The sequence below is a fragment of the Nocardia sp. NPDC004582 genome (genome assembly GCF_053602115.1).
The window spans coordinates 1-18,432 of sequence record NZ_JBSGCY010000128.1; the positions used below are offsets into that span (position 1 = coordinate 1).

Annotated in this window: 17 protein-coding genes and 4 pseudogenes; 7 read left to right on the top strand and 14 right to left on the bottom strand. The window is 70.7% G+C overall.

Annotated features, from left to right (window positions below; translation table 11 throughout):
* The 4 genes from ACWELJ_RS27180 to acsA form a co-directional block, all read right to left on the bottom strand.
* The coding region (locus ACWELJ_RS27180) for an E3 binding domain-containing protein (protein WP_452368969.1) at positions 1-657 on the bottom strand (657 nt) is incomplete at its 3' end.
* A gap of 1 nt (position 658) precedes the next feature.
* Positions 659-1,627, bottom strand: a complete 969-nt coding sequence (locus ACWELJ_RS27185) for an alpha-ketoacid dehydrogenase subunit beta (protein WP_452368970.1) — start codon at positions 1,625-1,627, stop codon at positions 659-661.
* Positions 1,624-2,613 carry a pyruvate dehydrogenase (acetyl-transferring) E1 component subunit alpha gene (gene pdhA / locus ACWELJ_RS27190; RefSeq protein ID WP_452368971.1) on the bottom strand — a complete coding sequence of 330 codons (990 nt, stop codon included), beginning with the start codon at positions 2,611-2,613 and terminating at the stop codon, positions 1,624-1,626. The genes ACWELJ_RS27185 and pdhA overlap by 4 nt, the downstream gene beginning before the upstream one ends.
* Entirely contained in the window at positions 2,610-4,427 is a 1,818-nt protein-coding gene (acsA, locus tag ACWELJ_RS27195; protein ID WP_452368972.1) for an acetate--CoA ligase, read from the bottom strand. The genes pdhA and acsA overlap by 4 nt, the downstream gene beginning before the upstream one ends.
* Before the next feature lie 182 nt (positions 4,428-4,609).
* On the opposite strand from acsA, the gene ACWELJ_RS27200 reads away from it, so the two are divergent.
* Complete coding sequence (locus ACWELJ_RS27200) at positions 4,610-5,257, top strand: DUF2267 domain-containing protein (RefSeq protein WP_452368973.1); 648 nt, start codon at positions 4,610-4,612, stop codon at positions 5,255-5,257.
* 16 nt (positions 5,258-5,273) lie between these two features.
* A pseudogene (locus tag ACWELJ_RS27205) lies at positions 5,274-5,804 on the top strand (site-2 protease family protein); the annotation flags it as partial.
* A 111-nt stretch (positions 5,805-5,915) separates the two neighbouring features.
* Here ACWELJ_RS27205 and ACWELJ_RS27210 read toward each other — a convergent pair.
* From ACWELJ_RS27210 to ACWELJ_RS27235, 6 genes and pseudogenes are all read right to left on the bottom strand, one after another.
* The gene (locus ACWELJ_RS27210) at positions 5,916-6,713 is read right to left on the bottom strand and encodes a ribose-phosphate pyrophosphokinase-like domain-containing protein (protein WP_452368985.1); all 798 of its coding nucleotides are present in this window, start codon (positions 6,711-6,713) and stop codon (positions 5,916-5,918) included.
* Positions 6,714-6,817: 104 nt separating this feature from the next.
* Entirely contained in the window at positions 6,818-7,087 is a 270-nt protein-coding gene (locus ACWELJ_RS27215; protein ID WP_452368974.1) for a DUF1918 domain-containing protein, read from the bottom strand.
* Positions 7,088-7,176: 89 nt separating this feature from the next.
* The gene (locus ACWELJ_RS27220; RefSeq protein ID WP_452368975.1) at positions 7,177-7,578 is read right to left on the bottom strand and encodes an alpha/beta fold hydrolase; all 402 of its coding nucleotides are present in this window, start codon (positions 7,576-7,578) and stop codon (positions 7,177-7,179) included.
* Positions 7,575-7,745, bottom strand: a complete 171-nt coding sequence (locus tag ACWELJ_RS27225) for a hypothetical protein (protein WP_452368976.1) — start codon at positions 7,743-7,745, stop codon at positions 7,575-7,577. The genes ACWELJ_RS27220 and ACWELJ_RS27225 overlap by 4 nt, the downstream gene beginning before the upstream one ends.
* Before the next feature lie 9 nt (positions 7,746-7,754).
* Positions 7,755-8,253: pseudogene (locus tag ACWELJ_RS27230) on the bottom strand (SPFH domain-containing protein); the annotation flags it as partial.
* 136 nt (positions 8,254-8,389) lie between these two features.
* Positions 8,390-9,037: pseudogene (locus ACWELJ_RS27235) on the bottom strand (DUF4389 domain-containing protein); the annotation flags it as partial.
* Between the two features lie 271 nt (positions 9,038-9,308).
* On the opposite strand from ACWELJ_RS27235, the gene ACWELJ_RS27240 reads away from it, so the two are divergent.
* Positions 9,309-11,315, top strand: a complete 2,007-nt coding sequence (locus ACWELJ_RS27240) for an erythromycin esterase family protein (protein WP_452368977.1) — start codon at positions 9,309-9,311, stop codon at positions 11,313-11,315.
* 61 nt (positions 11,316-11,376) lie between these two features.
* Here the strand turns inward: ACWELJ_RS27240 and ACWELJ_RS27245 are convergent, their stop codons facing one another.
* The gene (locus ACWELJ_RS27245; protein ID WP_452368978.1) at positions 11,377-12,780 is read right to left on the bottom strand and encodes a wax ester/triacylglycerol synthase domain-containing protein; all 1,404 of its coding nucleotides are present in this window, start codon (positions 12,778-12,780) and stop codon (positions 11,377-11,379) included.
* Between the two features lie 291 nt (positions 12,781-13,071).
* Here ACWELJ_RS27245 and ACWELJ_RS27250 point away from each other — a divergent pair, with 291 nt between their 5' ends.
* Positions 13,072-13,392, top strand: a complete 321-nt coding sequence (locus ACWELJ_RS27250) for a hypothetical protein (RefSeq protein WP_452368979.1) — start codon at positions 13,072-13,074, stop codon at positions 13,390-13,392.
* Between the two features lie 480 nt (positions 13,393-13,872).
* Here the strand turns inward: ACWELJ_RS27250 and ACWELJ_RS27255 are convergent, their stop codons facing one another.
* Genes ACWELJ_RS27255 through ACWELJ_RS27265 form a run of 3 tightly spaced genes read right to left on the bottom strand, consistent with a single transcriptional unit; the run spans position 13,873 to position 15,848 of the window.
* Positions 13,873-14,787: a universal stress protein gene (locus ACWELJ_RS27255; protein WP_452368980.1), complete on the bottom strand. Its 915-nt coding sequence runs from the start codon at positions 14,785-14,787 to the stop codon at positions 13,873-13,875.
* Between the two features lie 8 nt (positions 14,788-14,795).
* Positions 14,796-15,056 carry an SHOCT domain-containing protein gene (locus tag ACWELJ_RS27260; RefSeq protein ID WP_452368981.1) on the bottom strand — a complete coding sequence of 87 codons (261 nt, stop codon included), beginning with the start codon at positions 15,054-15,056 and terminating at the stop codon, positions 14,796-14,798.
* Positions 15,057-15,086: 30 nt separating this feature from the next.
* Positions 15,087-15,848, bottom strand: a complete 762-nt coding sequence (locus tag ACWELJ_RS27265) for an SDR family NAD(P)-dependent oxidoreductase (RefSeq protein WP_452368982.1) — start codon at positions 15,846-15,848, stop codon at positions 15,087-15,089.
* Positions 15,849-16,027: 179 nt separating this feature from the next.
* On the opposite strand from ACWELJ_RS27265, the gene ACWELJ_RS27270 reads away from it, so the two are divergent.
* From ACWELJ_RS27270 to ACWELJ_RS27280, 3 genes and pseudogenes are all read left to right on the top strand, one after another.
* Positions 16,028-16,738 carry an SRPBCC family protein gene (locus ACWELJ_RS27270; protein ID WP_452368983.1) on the top strand — a complete coding sequence of 237 codons (711 nt, stop codon included), beginning with the start codon at positions 16,028-16,030 and terminating at the stop codon, positions 16,736-16,738.
* Complete coding sequence (locus tag ACWELJ_RS27275; RefSeq protein WP_452368984.1) at positions 16,735-17,736, top strand: Acg family FMN-binding oxidoreductase; 1,002 nt, start codon at positions 16,735-16,737, stop codon at positions 17,734-17,736. The genes ACWELJ_RS27270 and ACWELJ_RS27275 overlap by 4 nt, the downstream gene beginning before the upstream one ends.
* A gap of 12 nt (positions 17,737-17,748) precedes the next feature.
* Positions 17,749-18,432, top strand: a pseudogene (locus ACWELJ_RS27280) (4Fe-4S dicluster domain-containing protein); the annotation flags it as partial.

The window sequence follows — 18,432 nt, forward strand, 5'->3', positions numbered from 1 at the left end:
GTCGGCCGCCCGCACCGCGCCGCCGGGTCCGCTGCCGGGGATACCGGATAGATCCAGGCCGGATTCGCCGGCCAGCGCCCGCGCGTAGCCGCTGGCGCCCACCCACGCGCCGGATCCGGTGCGGTGCTCGCTCACCATGCGCTCGATATCGGCCCGGACGATGCGCCCGCCGGGCGCGGATCCGTGCACCGTCGCCAGATCGATCCCCGCCTCGGCGGCGAGACGCCGGATCAGCGGTGTGGCCCGGACGGTGGATTCGTGTCCGTCATGACCGTGCGCCGCCACCGGCGCGTCCTGCCCGGCCGGCCCAGCCGGACGGGTCGGCTCCTCCGGTGGGACCGGATAGGGCTGCGCGGCAGCGGGTTTCGTGTCGGTCGGCGCGGCGGCGACCGCGGGCGACGCGGCGGCCACCGGCACGGCCCCGGCCGTCTCGATGGTCGCCAGAGGTGTTCCGACGGGCACGGTGGCCCCCTCGGGAACGAGCAGTTCGCCGATGACGCCGTCGTCGAAGCACTCGACCTCGATCGCCGCCTTGGTGGTGTCGACCTCGGCCACGACATCGCCCTTGTGCACGGCGTCGCCCGGGCGCACCCGCCATTCGAGCAGCGTGCCCTCGGTCATGTCGGCGCCCAGCGACGGCATCCGGAATTCGGCCACCTCAGTTCACCGCCTCGCGGACGGCGTCGGCGACGACCCCCGGTTGCGGCAATGCCGCTTCCTCGAGCTGCCGGGCGTAGGGAATCGGCACCTCGGCGGTGCAGATTCGCGTGATCGGGGCGTCGAGCAGGTAGTAGCCGTTCTCCGCTGCGCGAGCGGCGATCTCGGCGGCGATGCCGACACTGCGCCAGCCTTCGTCCACGATGACCAGCCGGTGCGTGCGTCCGATCGACGCGAGGACGGTCCGCTCGTCGAGGGGACGCAGGGTGCGCAGGTCGATGACTTCGGCGGAGATGCCCTCGCCGGCCAGTTGATCGGCCGCGGCCTCCGCGACGCGCAACGCGCCCCCGTACGACACCAGCGTGACGTCGGTGCCGGCGCGCCGCACGACCGCCGAATCGATGTCGACCGAACCGGCGTCCGCCGGCAGCTCAGCTTCGCTGTTGTAGAGCGCGATCGGTTCGAAGATCAGCACCGGGTCCGGGTCCTGCAGCGCGGTCCACAACATGCCGCGCGCGTCGGCGACAGTGGCCGGAGACAACACCCGCAGGCCCGGGATGTGCGCGTAGAACGCCTCCAGGCTGTGCGAATGCTGGGCTCCCAGTTGGCGTCCGGCGCCGGTGGCCATGCGGATCACCAGCGGCACCCCGAGCTGACCGCCGGACATGTGCCGCAGGGTGGCGGCGTTGTTGAGGATCTGGTCGAGCGCGAGCAGGCTGAAGTTGACGGTCATGATCTCCACGATCGGCCGCAGCCCGCCCAGCGCCGCACCGATGCCCGCGCCGACGAAGGCGGACTCGCTCAGCGGGGTGTCGCGGATGCGCTCGGGGCCGAACTCGTCGAGCAGGCCCCGGCTCACGCCGAAGCAGCCGCCGTAGGCGCCCACGTCCTCACCCATGAGGAACACCCGTTCGTCGCGGATCAGGGCTTCGCGCAACGCTTCCCGCACGGCTTCCCGATAGGTGGTCATCTCGTCTCCGCGTACACGTGGCGGGTCAGGTCGGTGATCGGTTCCAGCGGCGCGGATTCCGCGGCGGCGACCGCGGCCTCGATCTCGGCGTCGACCTCCGCTTCCAGCTTCACCTGGGCGTCGGGCCCGGCCACGCCGGCGGCGCGCAGGTCGGCGAACAGCCGCGGGATCGGATCGCGGGCCTTCCAGCGCTCGATCTCGGCCTTGTCGCGGTAGCGGTCGGCGTCGTACATCGAGTGCGCGCGAAAACGATAGGTGCGCAACTCCAGGAAGCACGGGCCGCGGCCGCCGCGAATCGACTCCAGGGCTCGCCGCGCCGCCGCCGCGACCGCCACCGCGTCCATGCCGTCGACCGGCCACGACGCCAGACCGTACCCGGCGGCCCGCAGCGAGAGATCGGTGACCGCGTGCTCGCGTTTCAGTGCCGTTCCCATGGCGTATCGGTTGTTCTCGCAGGCGAACAGGACCGGCAACCGCCACAGCGCGGCCAGGTTCAGGCACTCGTGGAACTCTCCCTCGGCGACCGCCCCGTCGCCGAACAGGCACACGGTCACCGTGTCGCGGCCGCGCAGCGAATCCGCGAGCGCCAGCCCCACCGCCAGCGGCAGCCCGCCGCCGACGATGGCGTTGCCGCCGTAGAAGCGGCGCTGCCCGTCGAACAGGTGCATGGAACCGCCGCGGCCGTGGCTGCATCCGGTGGCGCGCCCGTACATTTCGGCCATGACCGCGTTCATCGGCACCCCGCGGGCCAGCGCGTGCCCGTGCTCGCGATAGGTGGACACGACGGCGTCACCGGGTTCGAGAGCCCCCAGCAGACCCGCGGCCACCGCCTCCTCCCCGATCGACAGGTGCAGGAAGCCGCGAATGGCCTCGGCGCTGTAGAGCTCGACGCAGCGTTCCTCGAAGCGCCGGATGCGGATCATCTGCCGCAGCAACTCGATTCGCTCATCGGGCGCGGGCGCGACCTCGTCGCCCGCCGCGGTCATCGCGCGGCCTCCAGCGTCGAGATGTCGCCTTCGGGCAGTCCGCGGTCCCTGGCCTTGAGCAGCCGGCGCATCACCTTGCCGCTGCGGGTGTGCGGCAGCGTGTCGGCGAAGGCGAGCTGTTTCGGCGCGACCGCGCCCAATTGCCTTCTGCCGAAGGCGATGATGTCGTCGTGCAGCTCCGGGGAGGGAACATGTCCCGGCCGCAGTTGCACGAAGGCCTTGACCAGCTCGCCCGCCACCGGGTCGGGAGTGCCGATGACCCCGGCCTCGGCGACGGCCGGATGCGCCATGAGCACGCTCTCGACCTCGAACGGGCCGATCAGGTGGCCCGCGGATTTGATGACGTCGTCGGCCCGGCCGACGAACCAGAAGTATCCGTCGCCGTCGCGGCGCGCCAGATCCCCGCTCAGATACCACCCGTCGGCGAAAGCTCGTGCGTACCTGACGGGTTCGTTGCGATAGCCACGGAACATCGAGGGCCAGCCGACGCGCAGGGCCAGCTCCCCCACCTCGTCGTCGGCCGCGTACTCGACCACGCCGTCGGTGACCGCGGCGCGGCCGTCGGGGCCGCGGCGCAGGATCGTGGCCTCGACTCCGGGCAGCGGGCGGCCCATCGAACCGGGCCGGATCTGCTCGGCGGCCAGGTTGGCGATCATGATCGCGCCGGTCTCGGTCTGCCACCAGTTGTCGTGCACCGCATGGCCGAGCACTCGCTCACCCCAGACCACGGCCTCGGGGTTGAGCGGTTCGCCCACACTCGCGACGAACCGCAGGCTGGACAGGTCGGTGCCCGCCGGCAGCTCGTCGCCGCGGCGCATGAGCATGCGCAGCGCGGTCGGGGCCGTGTACCACACCGAAACCCGTTCGGTGGTGAGGATGCCGTACCAGCGCCGGGCGTCGAACTCGGCCTCGTCGCTGATCAGCGTGGCGCCCAGGGTGAGCGGGGCGATGACGCCGTAGGTCATGCCGGTGACCCAGCCGGGATCGGCCGTGCACCAGAAGATGTCGCCGGGTCGCAGGTCCAGGGCGTAGTGGGCGCTGACCCGGTGGGCGAGCACGGCGCCGTGCACATGCACCGCGCCCTTGGGCCTGCCGGTGGTGCCGCTGGTGAAATGCAGCAGGGCGGGATCCTCGGGGCCCGTGCGCACGATGGGGAATTCCTCGGGCACCAGACCCATCGCCAACGTCAGCCCGACGGTGTCGTCGATCTGCGGGTCGTCGATGCCGGCGTCGGTCAGCACCACATGGCGCAACGCGGGCACCGTCAAGCGGTTCGACGCGATCTTGCGGCGGTACTGGTCGACGGTGGTGATCAGCGTGGTCGCACCGGAGATCTCGAGCCGCTGCCGCACCGGCTCCGGGCCGAAGGCCGAGAACAGCGGCACCACAACACATCCGGCCTTCCAGGCACCCAGACAGGCGATGTAGAGCTCCGGGGTGCGGCCCAGCAGCAGGCACACCCGGTCACCGCGGCGCACGCCCAGGTCGCGCAGCACGTGGGCGAATCGGTTGCTGAGCGTGGCGAGTTCGGCGTAGGTGAGGGTGGTGACGCCGCCGGAGGCGGCCAGCCAGCGCAGTGCGGGCGCGTCGGCGAGGGGTGTGCCCAGATGCCGGTCGACGGCTTCGTGGGCGATGTTCACGCCCCCTCCGGGCAGCCCGTCGAGGCAGCGGCGCGCGGAGTCCCAGGTGAATTCCCGGCACGCCATGTCGTACGCCGTGAGATTCGCCTCGGCCCGTTCCCGCGGGGTCTTGTCGATCGGTGTCCAGCCCATCGGTGCCCGCACCGGCGTGCCCTGGTGGTTCGCGGTCTTCATCGGTACCTCCCGCATCCAGTCAACGACCGGGACCCCGGCTCGGGGGAGGGCGTAAAGACCATCGCCTCGGGGACCTCTGTCGCCGTTGCTGTGGCACGAGTCCTCTGCCCGGCACGACTGGATCGAGCGCACGCTCGAGCCAGTACCCAAGTGCCCGATCATCGTCTGAAAGGCCGTGTCCGATGAGCCATCACACCGATCCGTTCGCACCCAGCGTGCACACCGCCCACGAATGGCTGGCGGCCGTGGCCGGCGGCATCGGTGCCGAGGACCGGTTCGTCGCCCACCGCGCCCTGCGGGCCTGGCTGCACACCGTGCGCGACCGGCTGAACGTCAATGCCGCCGCGCATCTCAGCGCCCAGCTGCCCGAGCTGCTGCGCGGAATCTTCTACGAGGGCTGGATGCCCAGCCAGGTGCCGGTCCCGCACGACGCACCGTCGTTCCTGGCCCAGTTCGCCCATGCCGCGGGGGTTACCACCGACGAGGCGGTCCGGCTGGCCGGCGTGGTCACCGACACCCTCGCCGATCTGTTCTCGCCCGGCCTGCTCGACCATGTGCTGGCGCAGCTTCCGGTGAAGCTGCGCTTCATCCTGCTCGGGACCGATCTGTCGGCCATCTACGCGGCCGCAGCGGTCTTCCCGGAGCCCGACGTGCCGCACACCGACGACCTCGACCGCCGCCTGAACGCGCTCACCGAGGCGGTCACCACCCTGGTGCACGGCCTCGAGCTTCCCGCCGATGGCGAATTCGACCGGAACGCGGGGTTCGCGGCCGCGCAGCAGGCCCGCCGAATCCTGCTCGCCGCAGGCCTCACCGGGCCCGCGCACTGATCCCGGCGAGGACATCATGCCCATCCGATCCACCATCCCGCTCGGCCGGGTCGCCGGCATCAGCCTCGGCGCGCACTGGTCGGCCGGGGTCACGGTGGCGTTGTTCACCTGGGTGCTCGCCACCTACCTGCGCGGCACCGCCGGCACCGGAATCATCTGGGCGGCAGCCGTTCTCGGCGCACTCACCCTGATCGCGTGCCTGCTCGCACACGAACTGGCGCACTCGATCGTGGCCACCCGGCACGGGGTCCGCGTCGAGCGCATCGTGCTGTGGCTGCTGGGCGGCGCGTCCGAGCTCGCCGACGAACCCCGCGACGCCCGCACCGATCTCCGGGTCGCGCTGGCCGGGCCGGCCACCAGCCTGCTGCTGGGCGTCGTGGCCTACGCCGCGGCGGCGCTCGCCGCCGTCTTCTCCCCCGGCGGCCCGGTGACCGCCACCCTGCTCTGGCTGGCCACGGTCAATGTCGTTCTCGCCGTGTTCAACATGCTGCCCGGAGCGCCCCTCGACGGCGGCCGGGTGGTGCGGGCGCTGCTGTGGCGCCGCAGCGGCGACCGTCTGCGCGCCGAGACCACCGCCGCCCGCATCGGCCGAGTCGTCGGCATGATCCTGGCCGGTCTCGGCGTCGCCGAGATCCTCGCCGTCGGCAACTTCGGCGGCCTATGGCTGATGCTGCTGGGCTGGTTCCTCTACACCGCCGCCAACGGTGAACTGATGCTCGCGGGTCTGCGACACCGCCTGGGCGACACCACGATCGGCGAGATCATGACCCCACACCCGATCTCGATCCCCGCCGATCACACCGTGGCACAACTGCTCGGCTCGGACGTCGTCTACGCCCATCACCGCGTCTTCCCCGTCGTCGACGCCGACGGCCGACCCCGCGCCGTCCTGGCCTGGCCTGGCCTGGACCGATCTGCTGCGCCCCCGCACCGCCGTCCACCCCGGCCTGCGCGTGTCCGGACTGGCCCGCCCCCTGCAACCGGCCGCGATCGCCGGGCTCGACGCTCCCCTCAGGGACGTGATCGCCCGAATAGTGCTGCGTCCCGATCTGGACGCCATCGCCGTGGTGCACCCCTCCGGCCGGCTCGCGGGCGTGGTCACCGCCACCGACCTCGCCCTCGCCTGCGATCGCTCGGCCCTCGGCCTGCCCGCCCACCCCACCCAGACCTCCTCCTGACCGGCGCTTCGGAACTCCTGACCGGCGCTTCGGAACGCGCCGATCAGGGCTGTCCCGAGCAGGCAGGGCCGTCTCCGCTCAGGCGAAATCGGCCAGGCGTTACGCCGTCCGCGCCTGCGGTGGGCCGCCCGCGATCGGCGGCACGCGTCGAGCAGGAGCAGCAGTTCGACGAAGTTGTCGTTGACCGGCGGCGCGGTGGACTGCACGACATACACATCCTGGCCGCTGACGTGGCCGACGATCGGGCGGATCTCGCCATCCGGGAACCGTTCCAGCACAACGCCGAGCGCGTCGGCGTCGAGCAGTTCGGCGACCGCCGCGGCCAACGCCGGATGCCGCCCGCTCGAGGGTCGTTGGACTCCGCGATGCCGTGCCGGTCAGCTCACGCCGGGTGCAGGTGCGGATTCGGGCGGTGCTGCATAGAGGACAGGCGCGCGGACTCGAGATCTTCCCGGGTTCGCATATCCTCGGCGCTCAACACGTAGGCGTCGGGTCCGGGGAAGATCAGGGACCGGTGCCCGGTGTCGGTCCAGTGCACCAGGTATGGCGGTTCCCCGTCCTTGCCGTGGACTTCCTCGATGAGACCGCGGCGAGGGGTGCCGCCGGTGGTGCGATGCTCTGCGATCAGCCAGTCGCCCTGCGTAGCAAACATGATTCGAACCTTCCTGTCTCCTCGGCACTCGATGTCATCCTCGTCCGGCTTCCGATTCGGGGGAAGGGCCGGAGGTCCCGGCGGGGAGGTCAGGCGGCACCGGTGCCGGACGTGAAAGTGAGTGCCTCACTGACCACTTCACCGAAGCGGGTCGGGTCGGCGAGCAGCCAGCAGTGCCGGCCTTCGACGGTGACCGTCCGGATCTCCTCGTGCGCGGCCCGCAGCGTCTGGGTCGCGGCAGCGGGGATCACATTGTCCTCGTTGCTCCAGACGATCAGTATCGGCAGGCCCCGGCTGCCGAGTGCGGCCAGTTCGGCGGTCAGGTTCGCGGTTCTGACGAGGGTGACCGCGCGCCAGAAGACGCGTGGATGAGCGAGTGCGGCCGGGACGCCGTCGCGGAGGACGACCGGCAGCACGCGGGTCAGCTCGGGCACCGGCAGGAGATCGGCTTGCAGGTGCAGGCCCCAATCCCACAGCGGCCGCCGGGTCATCGCCACCAGCGCGCCGCGGCCGTCGACAGCCCGAATCCGTGCAGCAGCACCACGCTGGGACCGGTGCCGCCGACCAGGTAACGGCTGCCCTCGCCGTCGATCGTCACGGTCCGCCACTCCAGCTCGCTGCCGTCGGTCCGATTGCCGTGCTGCCCTGGGAGCTCCATGTGCCGCACCTATCCGCCCAGCATCGAGAGTTCCGACTTGGCTGCCTTGTCGGCGGCGGCGGCGGTTTCGCGGGCGAAGAACCCGCCGATATCGCTGATCGCGCTCATCAACGGCGCCGGGAACACCACGGTCGTGTTCTTGTCCACGCCGAGCTCGACCAACGTTTGAAGGTTGCGCAGCTGTAGGGCGAGCGGATGCGCCATCATGGTGTCGGAGGCCGCGCCGAGCGCCGCGGCGGCCAGCGATTCACCCTCGGCGGCAATGATTTTCGCACGCTTCTCGCGTTCGGCCTCGGCCTGCCGGGCCATCGCCCGCTTCATGCTCTCGGGCAGCTGGATATCCTTCAGCTCGACCAGCGTGACCTCCACGCCCCACTCCAGGGTGGTGGTGTCGAGGATCTGACGGATGTCGGCGTTGATGGCGTCGGTCTCGGCCAGCGTTTGGTCCAGGGTGTGCCGGCCCACCACCTTGCGCAGGGTGGGTCTGCGCGATCTGACATGCCGCTGCCGCTGGGAAACCGGGAACGGACTCGCCACGGGCGGGCGATTCATCGCTATTCCGCCGACTCGACCTGGATCCTGCGCACCGGCTCCTCCGGCTCACCGAGAGGAACGCTCACCGCACTCGGATCACCGCCCGCGGCTCACGCCGCGGAAGCCTCGCCGGGATCCCGCGCGCCCTGATCGAGCCGCAAGGGCGGGTATGCGTCGGTCAGTAACGCGGAATAGGCCAGGACCCGGTAGAACCATCGGTTGACGCCCATGACGAAGCCGAACAGTCCGCGGGGATAGCGGCCGGTGAACAGCAGCGCCACGGCCGCGATCAGGACCATTACGCCGATCAGCGGAATCGTGGTGCGGCCGCCCTCGTCGTCGCCGCCCCCGAGCGCCACGCCCCCGCTGAGCAGCGCGGCCAGGATCAGGTAGTGCGGGATGGCCAGCAGCCACCACTTCACGAGCACGAGCCCGCGCGAAAGCCGTTGCGGGTAGTCGATCTCCAGGTCCGCCGGGTAGTCGGTCCGGCGCAATGTGAACGGCGGATACCGGTCGGTGCCCAGCGCGGCGTACGTGTAGAACTGCACGCGCCACGACCAGCGCATCACGCCCACGCTGAAGTCGAACAGCGACCGGGGGTAGCGCTCGGTGAACAGGATCGAGAACCACGCGATCACCGTCGCCACCCAGAAGGCGATCCACAGGAAGAACAGCACGACGTAGTGGGGTATCGCGAGAATCCATTTCACCAGCCACAGCCAACGCGACAGGGATTCGTCCAGCTCGCCGCGCAGGCGGACGGCGCTGCCTTCGGGGGTCATATCGGTCTCCTTACGAGATCGCCGGCGGAATCGGTGCCGACTGGTCTCGATCGTCCGCCGCGTCCGATGGACCCGGGCAGCGGCCGAAGTCACACGCCCGGTGGCCTTTCGACGTCAACGGGCCCGGTGCGCGTCCCGCACCGACGGGACGTTGGTCCCCCGCGCACCGGGCCGCAGTGCTCTGTCCGACGCCGTGCGGTTCCGAGCACGCTGAACCCATCGAGCCGATCACTCATCAGGAGTCGTCATGGCACCGGAGACGCCCAGCCCACAGCAGATCTTCCGTGACCGTCGCGAGGCCGGGCGGGTGCTGGCCGGATTGCTCGAACACTATCGTGGCGAGCCCGATCTGCTCGTGCTCGGCCTCGCGCGCGGGGGCGTGCCCGTCGCCTGGGAGGTCGCCGCGGCCCTACACGCCCCGCTGGACACGTTCATCGTGCGCAAGCTGGGCGCGCCCGGGAATCCCGAATTCGCGCTCGGGGCCCTGGCCTCGGACGGACGCGTCGTGGTGAACGACGATATGGTGCGCGCGCTGCGCGTGAGCCCCGAGCAACTGCGATCCATCGCGCGGTCCGAGGCGCACGAGTTGACCCGGCGCCAGATCGTCTACCGCGACGGCCGCGCACCGATCGAGGTGGCCGGGCGGACGGTCATTCTGGTCGACGACGGCTTGGCCACCGGCGCCAGCATGCTGGCCGCGGTCGAGGCGCTGCGTGCGGAGGAGCCCCAGCGCATCGTGGTCGCGGTCCCGGCCGCGCCGGAATCCAGTTGCCGCGAGTTCGGCGCGCTCGTGGACGAGATGGTCTGCGCCACCATGCCTTCCCCGTTCCGTGCGGTCGGCGACTCGTTCTGGAATTTCAGCCAGGTCACCGATGCCGAAGTGCGCGCCCTGCTCGCCACCCCGACCGTCGGCGCGGCGGCCCCCGCCGCCGATCCGGTCGTCGTGCTGCGGGACGCCGCGCTCGAGGCGCCCGCGGGCGTCCCGCCCGAACACGCGCTCGACGATCTCATCGGCGACGCGCGGTTCGTCCTCATCGGTGAGAGCTCGCACGGCACCGAGGAGTTCTACGCCGCGCGGGCGGCCATCACCGGCTGGCTGATCAGCGAGCGCGGTTTCGCCGGTGTGGCCTGCGAGGCCGACTGGCCCGACGCCTACCGGGTCGACCGCTATGTCCGCGGCCTGGGAGCCGACGATTCACCCACGCACGCGCTCAGTGGATTCGAGCGGTTCCCGGGCTGGATGTGGCGCAATACGGTGGTGCGCGAATTCGTCGAATGGCTGCGGCTGCACAACGACCAGCGCCGCCGCGAGGGGCGCGACTGCGCCGGCTTCTACGGCCTGGACCTGTACTCCATGCACCGCTCGATGCGCCGGGTCATCGAGTACCTCGAACAGGTGGATCCGGCCGCCGCGCGCCGCGCCGCGCGCCGCTACGCCTGTTTCGACCGTGTCTCCGAGGAGGACGGTCAGGCCTACGGTTTCGCCGCGGCGTTCGGCGGCGGGGAATCCTGCCAGGCCGAGGTGGTCCGGCAGCTGGTCGAACTGCGGCGCGCCACGGCCGATCTCGTCGAGGCCGGCGATGGCGACGCGCATTTCGACGCGCTGCAGAATGCCTCGACGGTGCGTGACGCCGAGGCCTACTACCGGGCCATGTTCGGTCCCCGGGTGAGTTCGTGGAATCTACGCGACGTGCACATGGCCGACACCCTCGACGCACTGGCCGCCCAGCTGTCCCGGCCCGACACACCGGCACGGATCGTGGTGTGGGCGCACAATTCTCATGTAGGCGATGCTCGCGCCACCGAGATGGCCGCCGACGGGCAGCTCTCGCTGGGACAACTGGTGCGTGAGCGCCACCACGGGCAGTGCCGCACCATCGGATTCACCACCGCCTCCGGTACCGTCACCGCGGCGAGCCGCTGGGACGGCGCGGCCGAGCGCAAGACCGTACGTCCGCCGCTGCCCAGCAGTATCGAGGAACTCCTGCACGACACCGGGATTCCCGCGTTGTATCTGCGCACCGACCGGCCCGACAACGTCACCGGCATTCTGCGCGCGCCCCGCTTGGAACGCGCCATCGGCGTCATCTACCAGCCAGGCACCGAACGCCAGAGCCACTACTTCCACACCCGCATGGCTGATCGATTCGACGCCGTCATCCACATCGATCGGACCACCGCGCTCCAACCGCTCGTGCCGGACAGCACCGACGCCGCGGGCACGGTCCCGGAGACCTACCCGAGTGGACTCTGAGCCCGAAATCGCCGGGCGTCAGGCCCGTTCATCATCCGGAGCTCGCATGATCCCGATCGGTCTAGGCTCCCGGCGCCGTTTCCGGCGGCCCAGGATGATCCACCGGTGCCGGGCTGTCGTGCTCACCGGCGTCGAGCGCGGTGACCGTACGGAATCCGGCGGCCAGACACTCGGCCAGCACTGCCGGATCGGGCACCGCGGCGGTGTCGGAATTGATTCCGATACAGCAGGTTCCGGTGTGCGAGATCAGAGTGATGTTGAACGCGGTGCCGGTGGTGGGCCCGAAGGGGTAGATCCGTTCGATCTTCGCCCCGGCGACGTAGAGTTCGACCGGGGATCCCGGGACGTCGGAGGCGATGAAGTCGACGTGTTTGAACATCGGGCTGAGCAGGCCGACAGGCAGCCGGTTGAAGGTCGCCGCGACCGCGTTCGACAGCGGGATCGCCGGTTCGTGCCGCCATCGCGCGACGGTCGCGTCGAGCGCACGCATGAGATCGGCCGCGCCACCGCCGACGGGGACGGCGAAGCGGGCGAGCGTGATCCGGTTGCCTCCGAGCGGATCTCCGGCGCGCCGCAGGCTGATCGGCATCGCCACCCGCAGCTGCTCGACAGTCTTCCCGTGCCGTTCGTGGTATGCGCGCAAGCCGATCAGAACCGAGGCCAGGTAGGCGTCGTTGACCGTGCAGCCGGCCAGGCGCGCTCCACGCCGCAGCGTCTCGAGCGGCACCTCTAGCACCGTCAGCCGCCGCCCCAGGCTCCGCTCGGTCATCAGCGGCGACAGTGTCCTGGTGATCGGGCGAGCGAGCCGGAGCAGGGATTCGGCCACCGCGGCGCCGTCGCGCACCGCGCCGACAGGGTCGGTCACGGCACGCCACGCGATCGGGGGTATAGCCGCCAGCCCGGTGCGCACCAGGTCCGCCCCCGCCGACCAGTTCCACGCGACGATGTCGCCGAGCAGGCCGTCGCCCGACCGCGCCGGGTCGGAGACCGGTTCGTGCACGGTGCCCGCACGGGTGAAATCCAGAATCTCACCGGCGATCTGGATGCCGCCGACCCCGTCGGTGAGGCTGTGGTGCACCTTGAGCAGGAGTGCGCTCTTCCCCCCGTCCAGACCGCCGAGCACGGTGAACCGCCACAGCGGCCGGGCCGGATCGAACGCGGACATGACCTCGGTGCGCGCGAACTCGATCACCGACGACAGGTCCGCGGGAGCCGGTAGGGCGAGATGGCGGACGTGCCAGGACAAGTCGAAATCCGGATCGGGGATCCACCGCGGCGGCGTGAGCCCCCACGGCGCGGTGACCAACCGGTGCCGGAACCTCGGCACCGCCCGCGTACCCCGATCGAGCATGCGCAGCAACCGATCCCAGTCCGGTTCGGTGTCGAGGACCAGCACCGTCACGATCGTCGAGCGCAGCGTGGGATCCTGCTCCATGCTCCACGCGAACAGGTCCGACTGCGTCATGTGTGCGTCGTGTGAGGCCATTGTCCCTGCCGTCCCGGAATGCGCGAATCCTGTACTCGCCGGGCTGTTTCATCGTTTCCACTGTGACCTGGCAGCGCCCGTGATCGGCAGGGGCGAAGGTCACCCGGACGGCGTGCCTTCGGGCACCGCGCTCGCGGCTCGGGGAAGGGACGGAGCGACGATCGGATGGGGACCATCGGCCCTACAGCGCGCCGTGTGCTCGCGCCCATGCTGGTGCACGCTGCCGAAGCCCTCGGCAACCGTTCACCGTTCTCGTGCTAGGAGCAACCCATGACCACTCCCGCTCAGCAGCAGTCCGCCCAGACCACCCGACCCGAGCGTCTGTCCGACGAGGTCCTCGAATCGGCCAAGGCCGGACAGCGGGCCGCCAGCGCGGCCGTACACACGTTCATCAGCACCGTCGACGAGGCGATTCGTGAACGGCGGGAGGCGATCCGCGAGGATTCGGCCCTGCACGCGCTGCGCACGACCCTCGTCGACGCCGGGCTGGAATTGTCCGACAAGCTGATCACGGCGCAGTACGAGTTCCTGCGCAGCGTCGTGCGGGACGCGAGCGGCGCGCTGAACAAGGCCGACGGCGACAAGCACTGAACGGCACTGCCCGCGGGCCGATGACCCGACGCCCGGTGGCCGCGCCGACACGATCGGCGGCCGCCGCGCTTCGTCGTCGGTGGCGGAGCGCCGAAGGAGTGACCACGTACTCCGCAGGACTCCGCAGGCGCTGATCCGAATCGGCTCCGCCCCACCCGATGACGCTCCAGCGCCCCCGCGTACGCCCCGCCGCCCGGTCGCCGACATCCTCACCGTCGGGTGAGGTCGCGTGGCCGGGCCGGGGCCTTCGGCGTCACATCGCCATCGGGGGCAGGATGCCTTGCTGATGCAGCCACATCATGACCGTGTGGCACAGCTGCATCAGCGGGGACGACATATCCATGGCGTTCATGTCCATTTCGATCTCAACTCCTCGAATCCAGGTCGGCGGAATACCTCCGCCGACTTCGACGATCGCACAGCACAATCGGGCCTGAGCAGGGCCCGAAGACCCCACCGCCGAGTCCAACGTCTCCACTGTCAGCGGATGCTGGACGGCACCACGATCATCGGGCATTCCACCGTGTGCAGCAGCGCGTCGCTGGTCGAGCCGAGCAGCATGCCGGGGAATCCGCCCCGGCCGTGGCGGCCGACAACAAGCAGCTGCGCGCTCTCCGAGGCGTCCAGCAGTGACCGGATCGGGCGGTCTCGCACCAGGATTCGGCGCACCGGGACGTCCGGGTACCGTTCACCGAAGCCGGCGAGCCGCTCCGCGAGCAGCTCGGTCTCACGCTCGCGAACGGCGTCCCAGCCCGCCATTGGCAGACCCGCGCGGTTGGTGTCGCTCCAGGCGTGCAGCGCGTCCAGTCCGACCTTGCGCCGGGAGGCCTCCGCGAAGGCGAGCTCGAGCGCGGGCACGCTGCGCGGCGAGCCGTCGATGCCGACGAGCACCGGCTGCTCGGCCGAGACCGGGTCGAGCGCGGAGGTCGAACGCACGACCGCCACCGGGCAGTGCGCATGGCGGGTCAGCGCGGTGCTGACCGATCCGAGCAGCCCGCGCCCGATCGCACCGCGGCCGTGACTGCCCACCACCAGCAGGCGGGCGTACCGGGACCGTTCGATGAGAGCCGGAATCGCCGGGTCGAAGGTGATGTCGGTGTCGATGGTCAGCGCATCGCCTATGGCGGCGGCGCGCGCCACGCGAGTCGCCTCGGCCACCACGCGCCGACCGTCGAGGCGCTGCCAGTCGATGTCGGCGTCGGTGAGCACCGCACCACGACCCCAGCCGCCGGGGACCGCCACCGAGGTGACGACCTCCAGCGGCGAGCCGTGCAGTCCCGCGTCCACCGCCGCCCAGGCCACCGCGAGATAGGAGACGGCCGACCCGTCGGTCGCGACGACGATCGGCGGATTCAGCGGGCCACCACCGGCTTCGGTGGCGGCGGTCGTCTCCACCGGCCGGCTCACTGCCGTGCGCCCGACGCCCGCAGCGCGGCCAGCCGGGTGGTGTATTCGGCCTCGTCGATCTCACCGCGTGCGAAGCGCTGCGCGAGCAGTTCCTGCGGTGAGGGGGACGCGTAGCGCGGTGTGGTGTCGCGATCGGTGACCGCGAACCGGATCGCGATCACGACCCCGCCGATGACGAGGGCCCAGAAGGCAAGCATGCCCACGCCCATCCATGCGTAACCCCAGCCACTCATATCGTGGTCGTACCAATACATCATGGCGATGCCTCCGATCCGTTCGTTTCGCCATTACCGGCGCTGGGCGCCGGACGCTTCGAGTTCCCCGGCCTGTCCGGTGGTCGCTCCGCCGTCGACCACGAATTCCGAACCGGTCGAGAAGGTCGCCTCGGTGACCAGGAAGCGGACCATGGCGGCGACCTCCTCCGGCTCGCCGAATCGCGGAAGGGGCTGAGTGGCAGCGATGGGCTCGGCCAGGCCGGTGGCCATCGCGGAGTGAATCGGCCCCGGGTGCACCGAGCACACACGGATGCCGGACGAACCCAGTTCCAGCGCCGCGGCTTTGGTGAGTCCCCGCAGTGCCCATTTACTGGCGACGTATCCGCTGATCCCGGCGTAACCCATCAGGCCGGCGGTCGAGGAGACGTTGACGATGGCGCCGCCGCCCGCCGCGCGCAGACAGGGCGCGGCCAGCCGGATACCGAGCCAGGCACCGAAGAGGTTGACATCGAGGACATGCCGGAACAGGTCGGGCGATTCGGTCTCCACGGTCCCGAAGTCGAGGATCTCGGCATTGTTGACCAGCGCGGCCAGCGGGCCGAATTCGCGTTCGGTCTCGTCGATCACCCGCTGCCATTCGTGCTCGTCGGTGACATCGAGGTGATGGAATCGAGCCTGCCGCCCACATGTCTCGGCAAGCGTCGTCCCGTTGTCGACGCGTAGATCGGCGATGGCGACGCCGAAGCCCGCCTTCACCAATTCCGCGACCACCGCCGCGCCGATTCCGCGCGCACCGCCGGTGACGATCGCGCTCCGGCCCGCGAACTCGGTCATGGCCTGTCCTCCGTTCCGCGCGAATCCGCTGTTCGGTCACAGCATCCCGCGCGGCACCCGCGTGCCGAGACGGCCGAAAGTCACCTGTTCCGGGGGCGGATGCCGGGCCATCGGTCCCTGCGGTAATCCGGCCCGGCGGCCCAGGATCGAGATTGACGCATACCGAGAGGAATCCAGCGATGAGAACAGCGACCGCGACCGCGACCGGTGTGGCCTCGGCCCTGGCCGGCCTGGCGATCGGCTACCGGCTCTTCGCCCGAAATACCTGCCTGACCTGGGGATCGACGACCGAAGAGGTCGGCCGTACGATGCCCGGCGACGAGCTGCTGCCCGGAGCCGGCACCGTCACCACCCGCGCGATCACCGTCGCCGCCACCCCGGAGCAGATCTGGCCGTGGCTGGTCCAGATGGGCCCCGGCCGCGGCGGGGCCTACACCTACGACTGGATCGAGAATCTGCTCGGCCTGGACATGCACAGCGCCGACGAGATCCTGCCCCAGTATCAGCGGCTCGCGGTCGACGACGTGCTGCCGATGGGCGCGTCCGGTCCCGCGATGCGGGTGGCCGTGCTCGACCGCCCCCACGCGTTCGTCCTCGCCTCGACCGACCATCATTGGGTGTGGGCGTTCGGGCTGTATCCGTCCGCCGAGGGCACCAGGCTGGTCAGCCGCAACCGGATCGCGCTTCCGGCTGCCGGTTGGCCGCGAAGCCTGTTCTCCATGCTGGTCATGGAGCCCGGCAGCCTGGTGATGGAGGCCGCGATGCTGCGCGGCATCAAGCAGCGCGCCGAACGCACCGTGCCGCCGCTCGCCCCGGTGACCAACGTCCCCGCTGAGCAGGCGCAAAGCCCGTATGTTCCGGACTGGCCGACGAGAACACTCGGAGGATGACCACCATGAACGCCACCCCGCTCGCCGTCCCCGACCATCGCACCCTGATGTCCGCGATGCGCCTGGCTTCGCGCGCACCGTCGGTGCACAACACGCAGCCCTGGCACTGGCGCTTCGACGGTGAACGCCTGCACCTGCACTCCGACCCCGACCGCGTGCTCGTCACCGCCGACCCGCAGGGCAGGCAACAGGTGATCAGCTGCGGCGCCATGCTGCACCATGTCCGCACCGCCTTCGGCGCGCAGGGCTGGCACACCGACACCACCCGGCTGCCCGACCCGCTCGATCCCGGCAAACTCGCCGAGATCAGCTTCCGGCCCTGGCCCGATCCCCCGGCCGGGCTGGTGGCCCGGGCGGGCGCGATCGACTACCGCCGCACCGACCGGCTGCCACTGGACCCGCCCGCAGGGTGGGATGTCGTGGTGCGCACACTGCGCATGCTGGTGTCCCCGCACTACGTGGACCTCGAGGTGCTCCCCGAATTGGTGCGGGCCAGACTGTCCACGGTATCCGAGCAGGCGGCGTCGCTGCGTCGGCATGATCAGATGTATCTGGCCGAAATCCGCTGGTGGTCAGGTCATTCCGGATTCCCCGAGGGAGTTCCGGCCGAGGCGCTGGTCTCCGACTCGGAGTTCGCCCGGGCGCGGGTGGGCCGGGCGTTCCCGCCCGCGCCCCACTCCGCGCGTCGCCCCGGCACCGAGGACCGCGCCCAGCTGGTCGTCCTGAGCACCCCAGGCGATTCGATCGCCGAATGGCTGGCGACCGGCGAGGCGCTCTCGGCGATCCTGCTCGAGTGCACCGTGGCCGGTCTAGCCACCTGTTCGTTGACGCATATCACCGAATTGCCCACGGCACGAAACATTCTCACCGGATTCCTGACCCAGCCGGGCAAGCCGCAGATCGTGGTGCGCATCGGCACGCCGCCGACCGACGAGCCCGAGCATCCACCGACGCCGCGCCGCCCGCTCGCCGAGACCTTGACCATCGACCGGCCCTGAACAGAGGCCCGAATGACCATCGGCGACACGGTGACGATCGACCGGGACGGCCTGGACCGGCTCGTGGTCGTGTTGCGTGAGCACGGATACCGGGTCATCGGTCCGCGGCTCCGCGACAATGCGATCGTGCTCGACGAGCTCGACACACCGGCCGATCTGCCCGCCGGCTGGGGGGTGCACACCCAGGCGGGCCGTTACCGCGTCTTCCGCCGCACCGACGCGGCGGTGTTCGCGCACTCGGCGGGCCCTGGGTCGTGGAAGCAGTTCCTGCATCCGCCCCGCCGCCGCCTCGCCCGGCTCGACGCGGACCTGACCGCCGAACCGGCCGACCCGGTTTCGGAGGCTCCGGCACCCACCGCGTTCCTCGGCGTCCGCGGCTGCGATATGGCCGCGATCGCCATACTCGACCGGGTGCTCGGCGGCGGCGCGTATCCGGACCCGGCCTTCGCGACCGGGCGGTCCGGGCTGTTCCTGATCGGGGTGAACTGCACCGAACCGGGCGGCGTCTGCTTCTGCGCGTCGATGGGCACCGGGCCCGGCGTCGCCTCCGGCTACGACCTCGCGCTCACCGAACGGATCGACGCCACCGGGCATCGATTCCTGGTCGAGGTGGGCAGTGTGGCCGGTGAGCGCGTACTCGCCGACCTGTCCACCCGGCCGACGCCCGAGGACGACCGCGCGGCCGCGGCCGCCGAG

What these genes read in the sequence shown, in the direction of transcription:
- ACWELJ_RS27185 (WP_452368970.1), bottom strand. Translation starts at nt 1,627, where the DNA reads ATGACCACCTATCGGGAAGCCGTGCGGGAAGCGTTGCGCGAAGCCCTG.
- pdhA (WP_452368971.1), bottom strand. Translation starts at nt 2,613, where the DNA reads ATGACCGCGGCGGGCGACGAGGTCGCGCCCGCGCCCGATGAGCGAATC.
- acsA (WP_452368972.1), bottom strand. Translation starts at nt 4,427, where the DNA reads ATGAAGACCGCGAACCACCAGGGCACGCCGGTGCGGGCACCGATGGGC.
- ACWELJ_RS27200 (WP_452368973.1), top strand. Translation starts at nt 4,610, where the DNA reads ATGAGCCATCACACCGATCCGTTCGCACCCAGCGTGCACACCGCCCAC.
- ACWELJ_RS27215 (WP_452368974.1), bottom strand. Translation starts at nt 7,087, where the DNA reads ATGTTTGCTACGCAGGGCGACTGGCTGATCGCAGAGCATCGCACCACC.
- ACWELJ_RS27220 (WP_452368975.1), bottom strand. Translation starts at nt 7,578, where the DNA reads ATGACCCGGCGGCCGCTGTGGGATTGGGGCCTGCACCTGCAAGCCGAT.
- ACWELJ_RS27225 (WP_452368976.1), bottom strand. Translation starts at nt 7,745, where the DNA reads ATGGAGCTCCCAGGGCAGCACGGCAATCGGACCGACGGCAGCGAGCTG.
- ACWELJ_RS27240 (WP_452368977.1), top strand. Translation starts at nt 9,309, where the DNA reads ATGGCACCGGAGACGCCCAGCCCACAGCAGATCTTCCGTGACCGTCGC.
- ACWELJ_RS27245 (WP_452368978.1), bottom strand. Translation starts at nt 12,780, where the DNA reads ATGACGCAGTCGGACCTGTTCGCGTGGAGCATGGAGCAGGATCCCACG.
- ACWELJ_RS27250 (WP_452368979.1), top strand. Translation starts at nt 13,072, where the DNA reads ATGACCACTCCCGCTCAGCAGCAGTCCGCCCAGACCACCCGACCCGAG.
- ACWELJ_RS27260 (WP_452368981.1), bottom strand. Translation starts at nt 15,056, where the DNA reads ATGATGTATTGGTACGACCACGATATGAGTGGCTGGGGTTACGCATGG.
- ACWELJ_RS27265 (WP_452368982.1), bottom strand. Translation starts at nt 15,848, where the DNA reads ATGACCGAGTTCGCGGGCCGGAGCGCGATCGTCACCGGCGGTGCGCGC.
- ACWELJ_RS27270 (WP_452368983.1), top strand. Translation starts at nt 16,028, where the DNA reads ATGAGAACAGCGACCGCGACCGCGACCGGTGTGGCCTCGGCCCTGGCC.
- ACWELJ_RS27275 (WP_452368984.1), top strand. Translation starts at nt 16,735, where the DNA reads ATGACCACCATGAACGCCACCCCGCTCGCCGTCCCCGACCATCGCACC.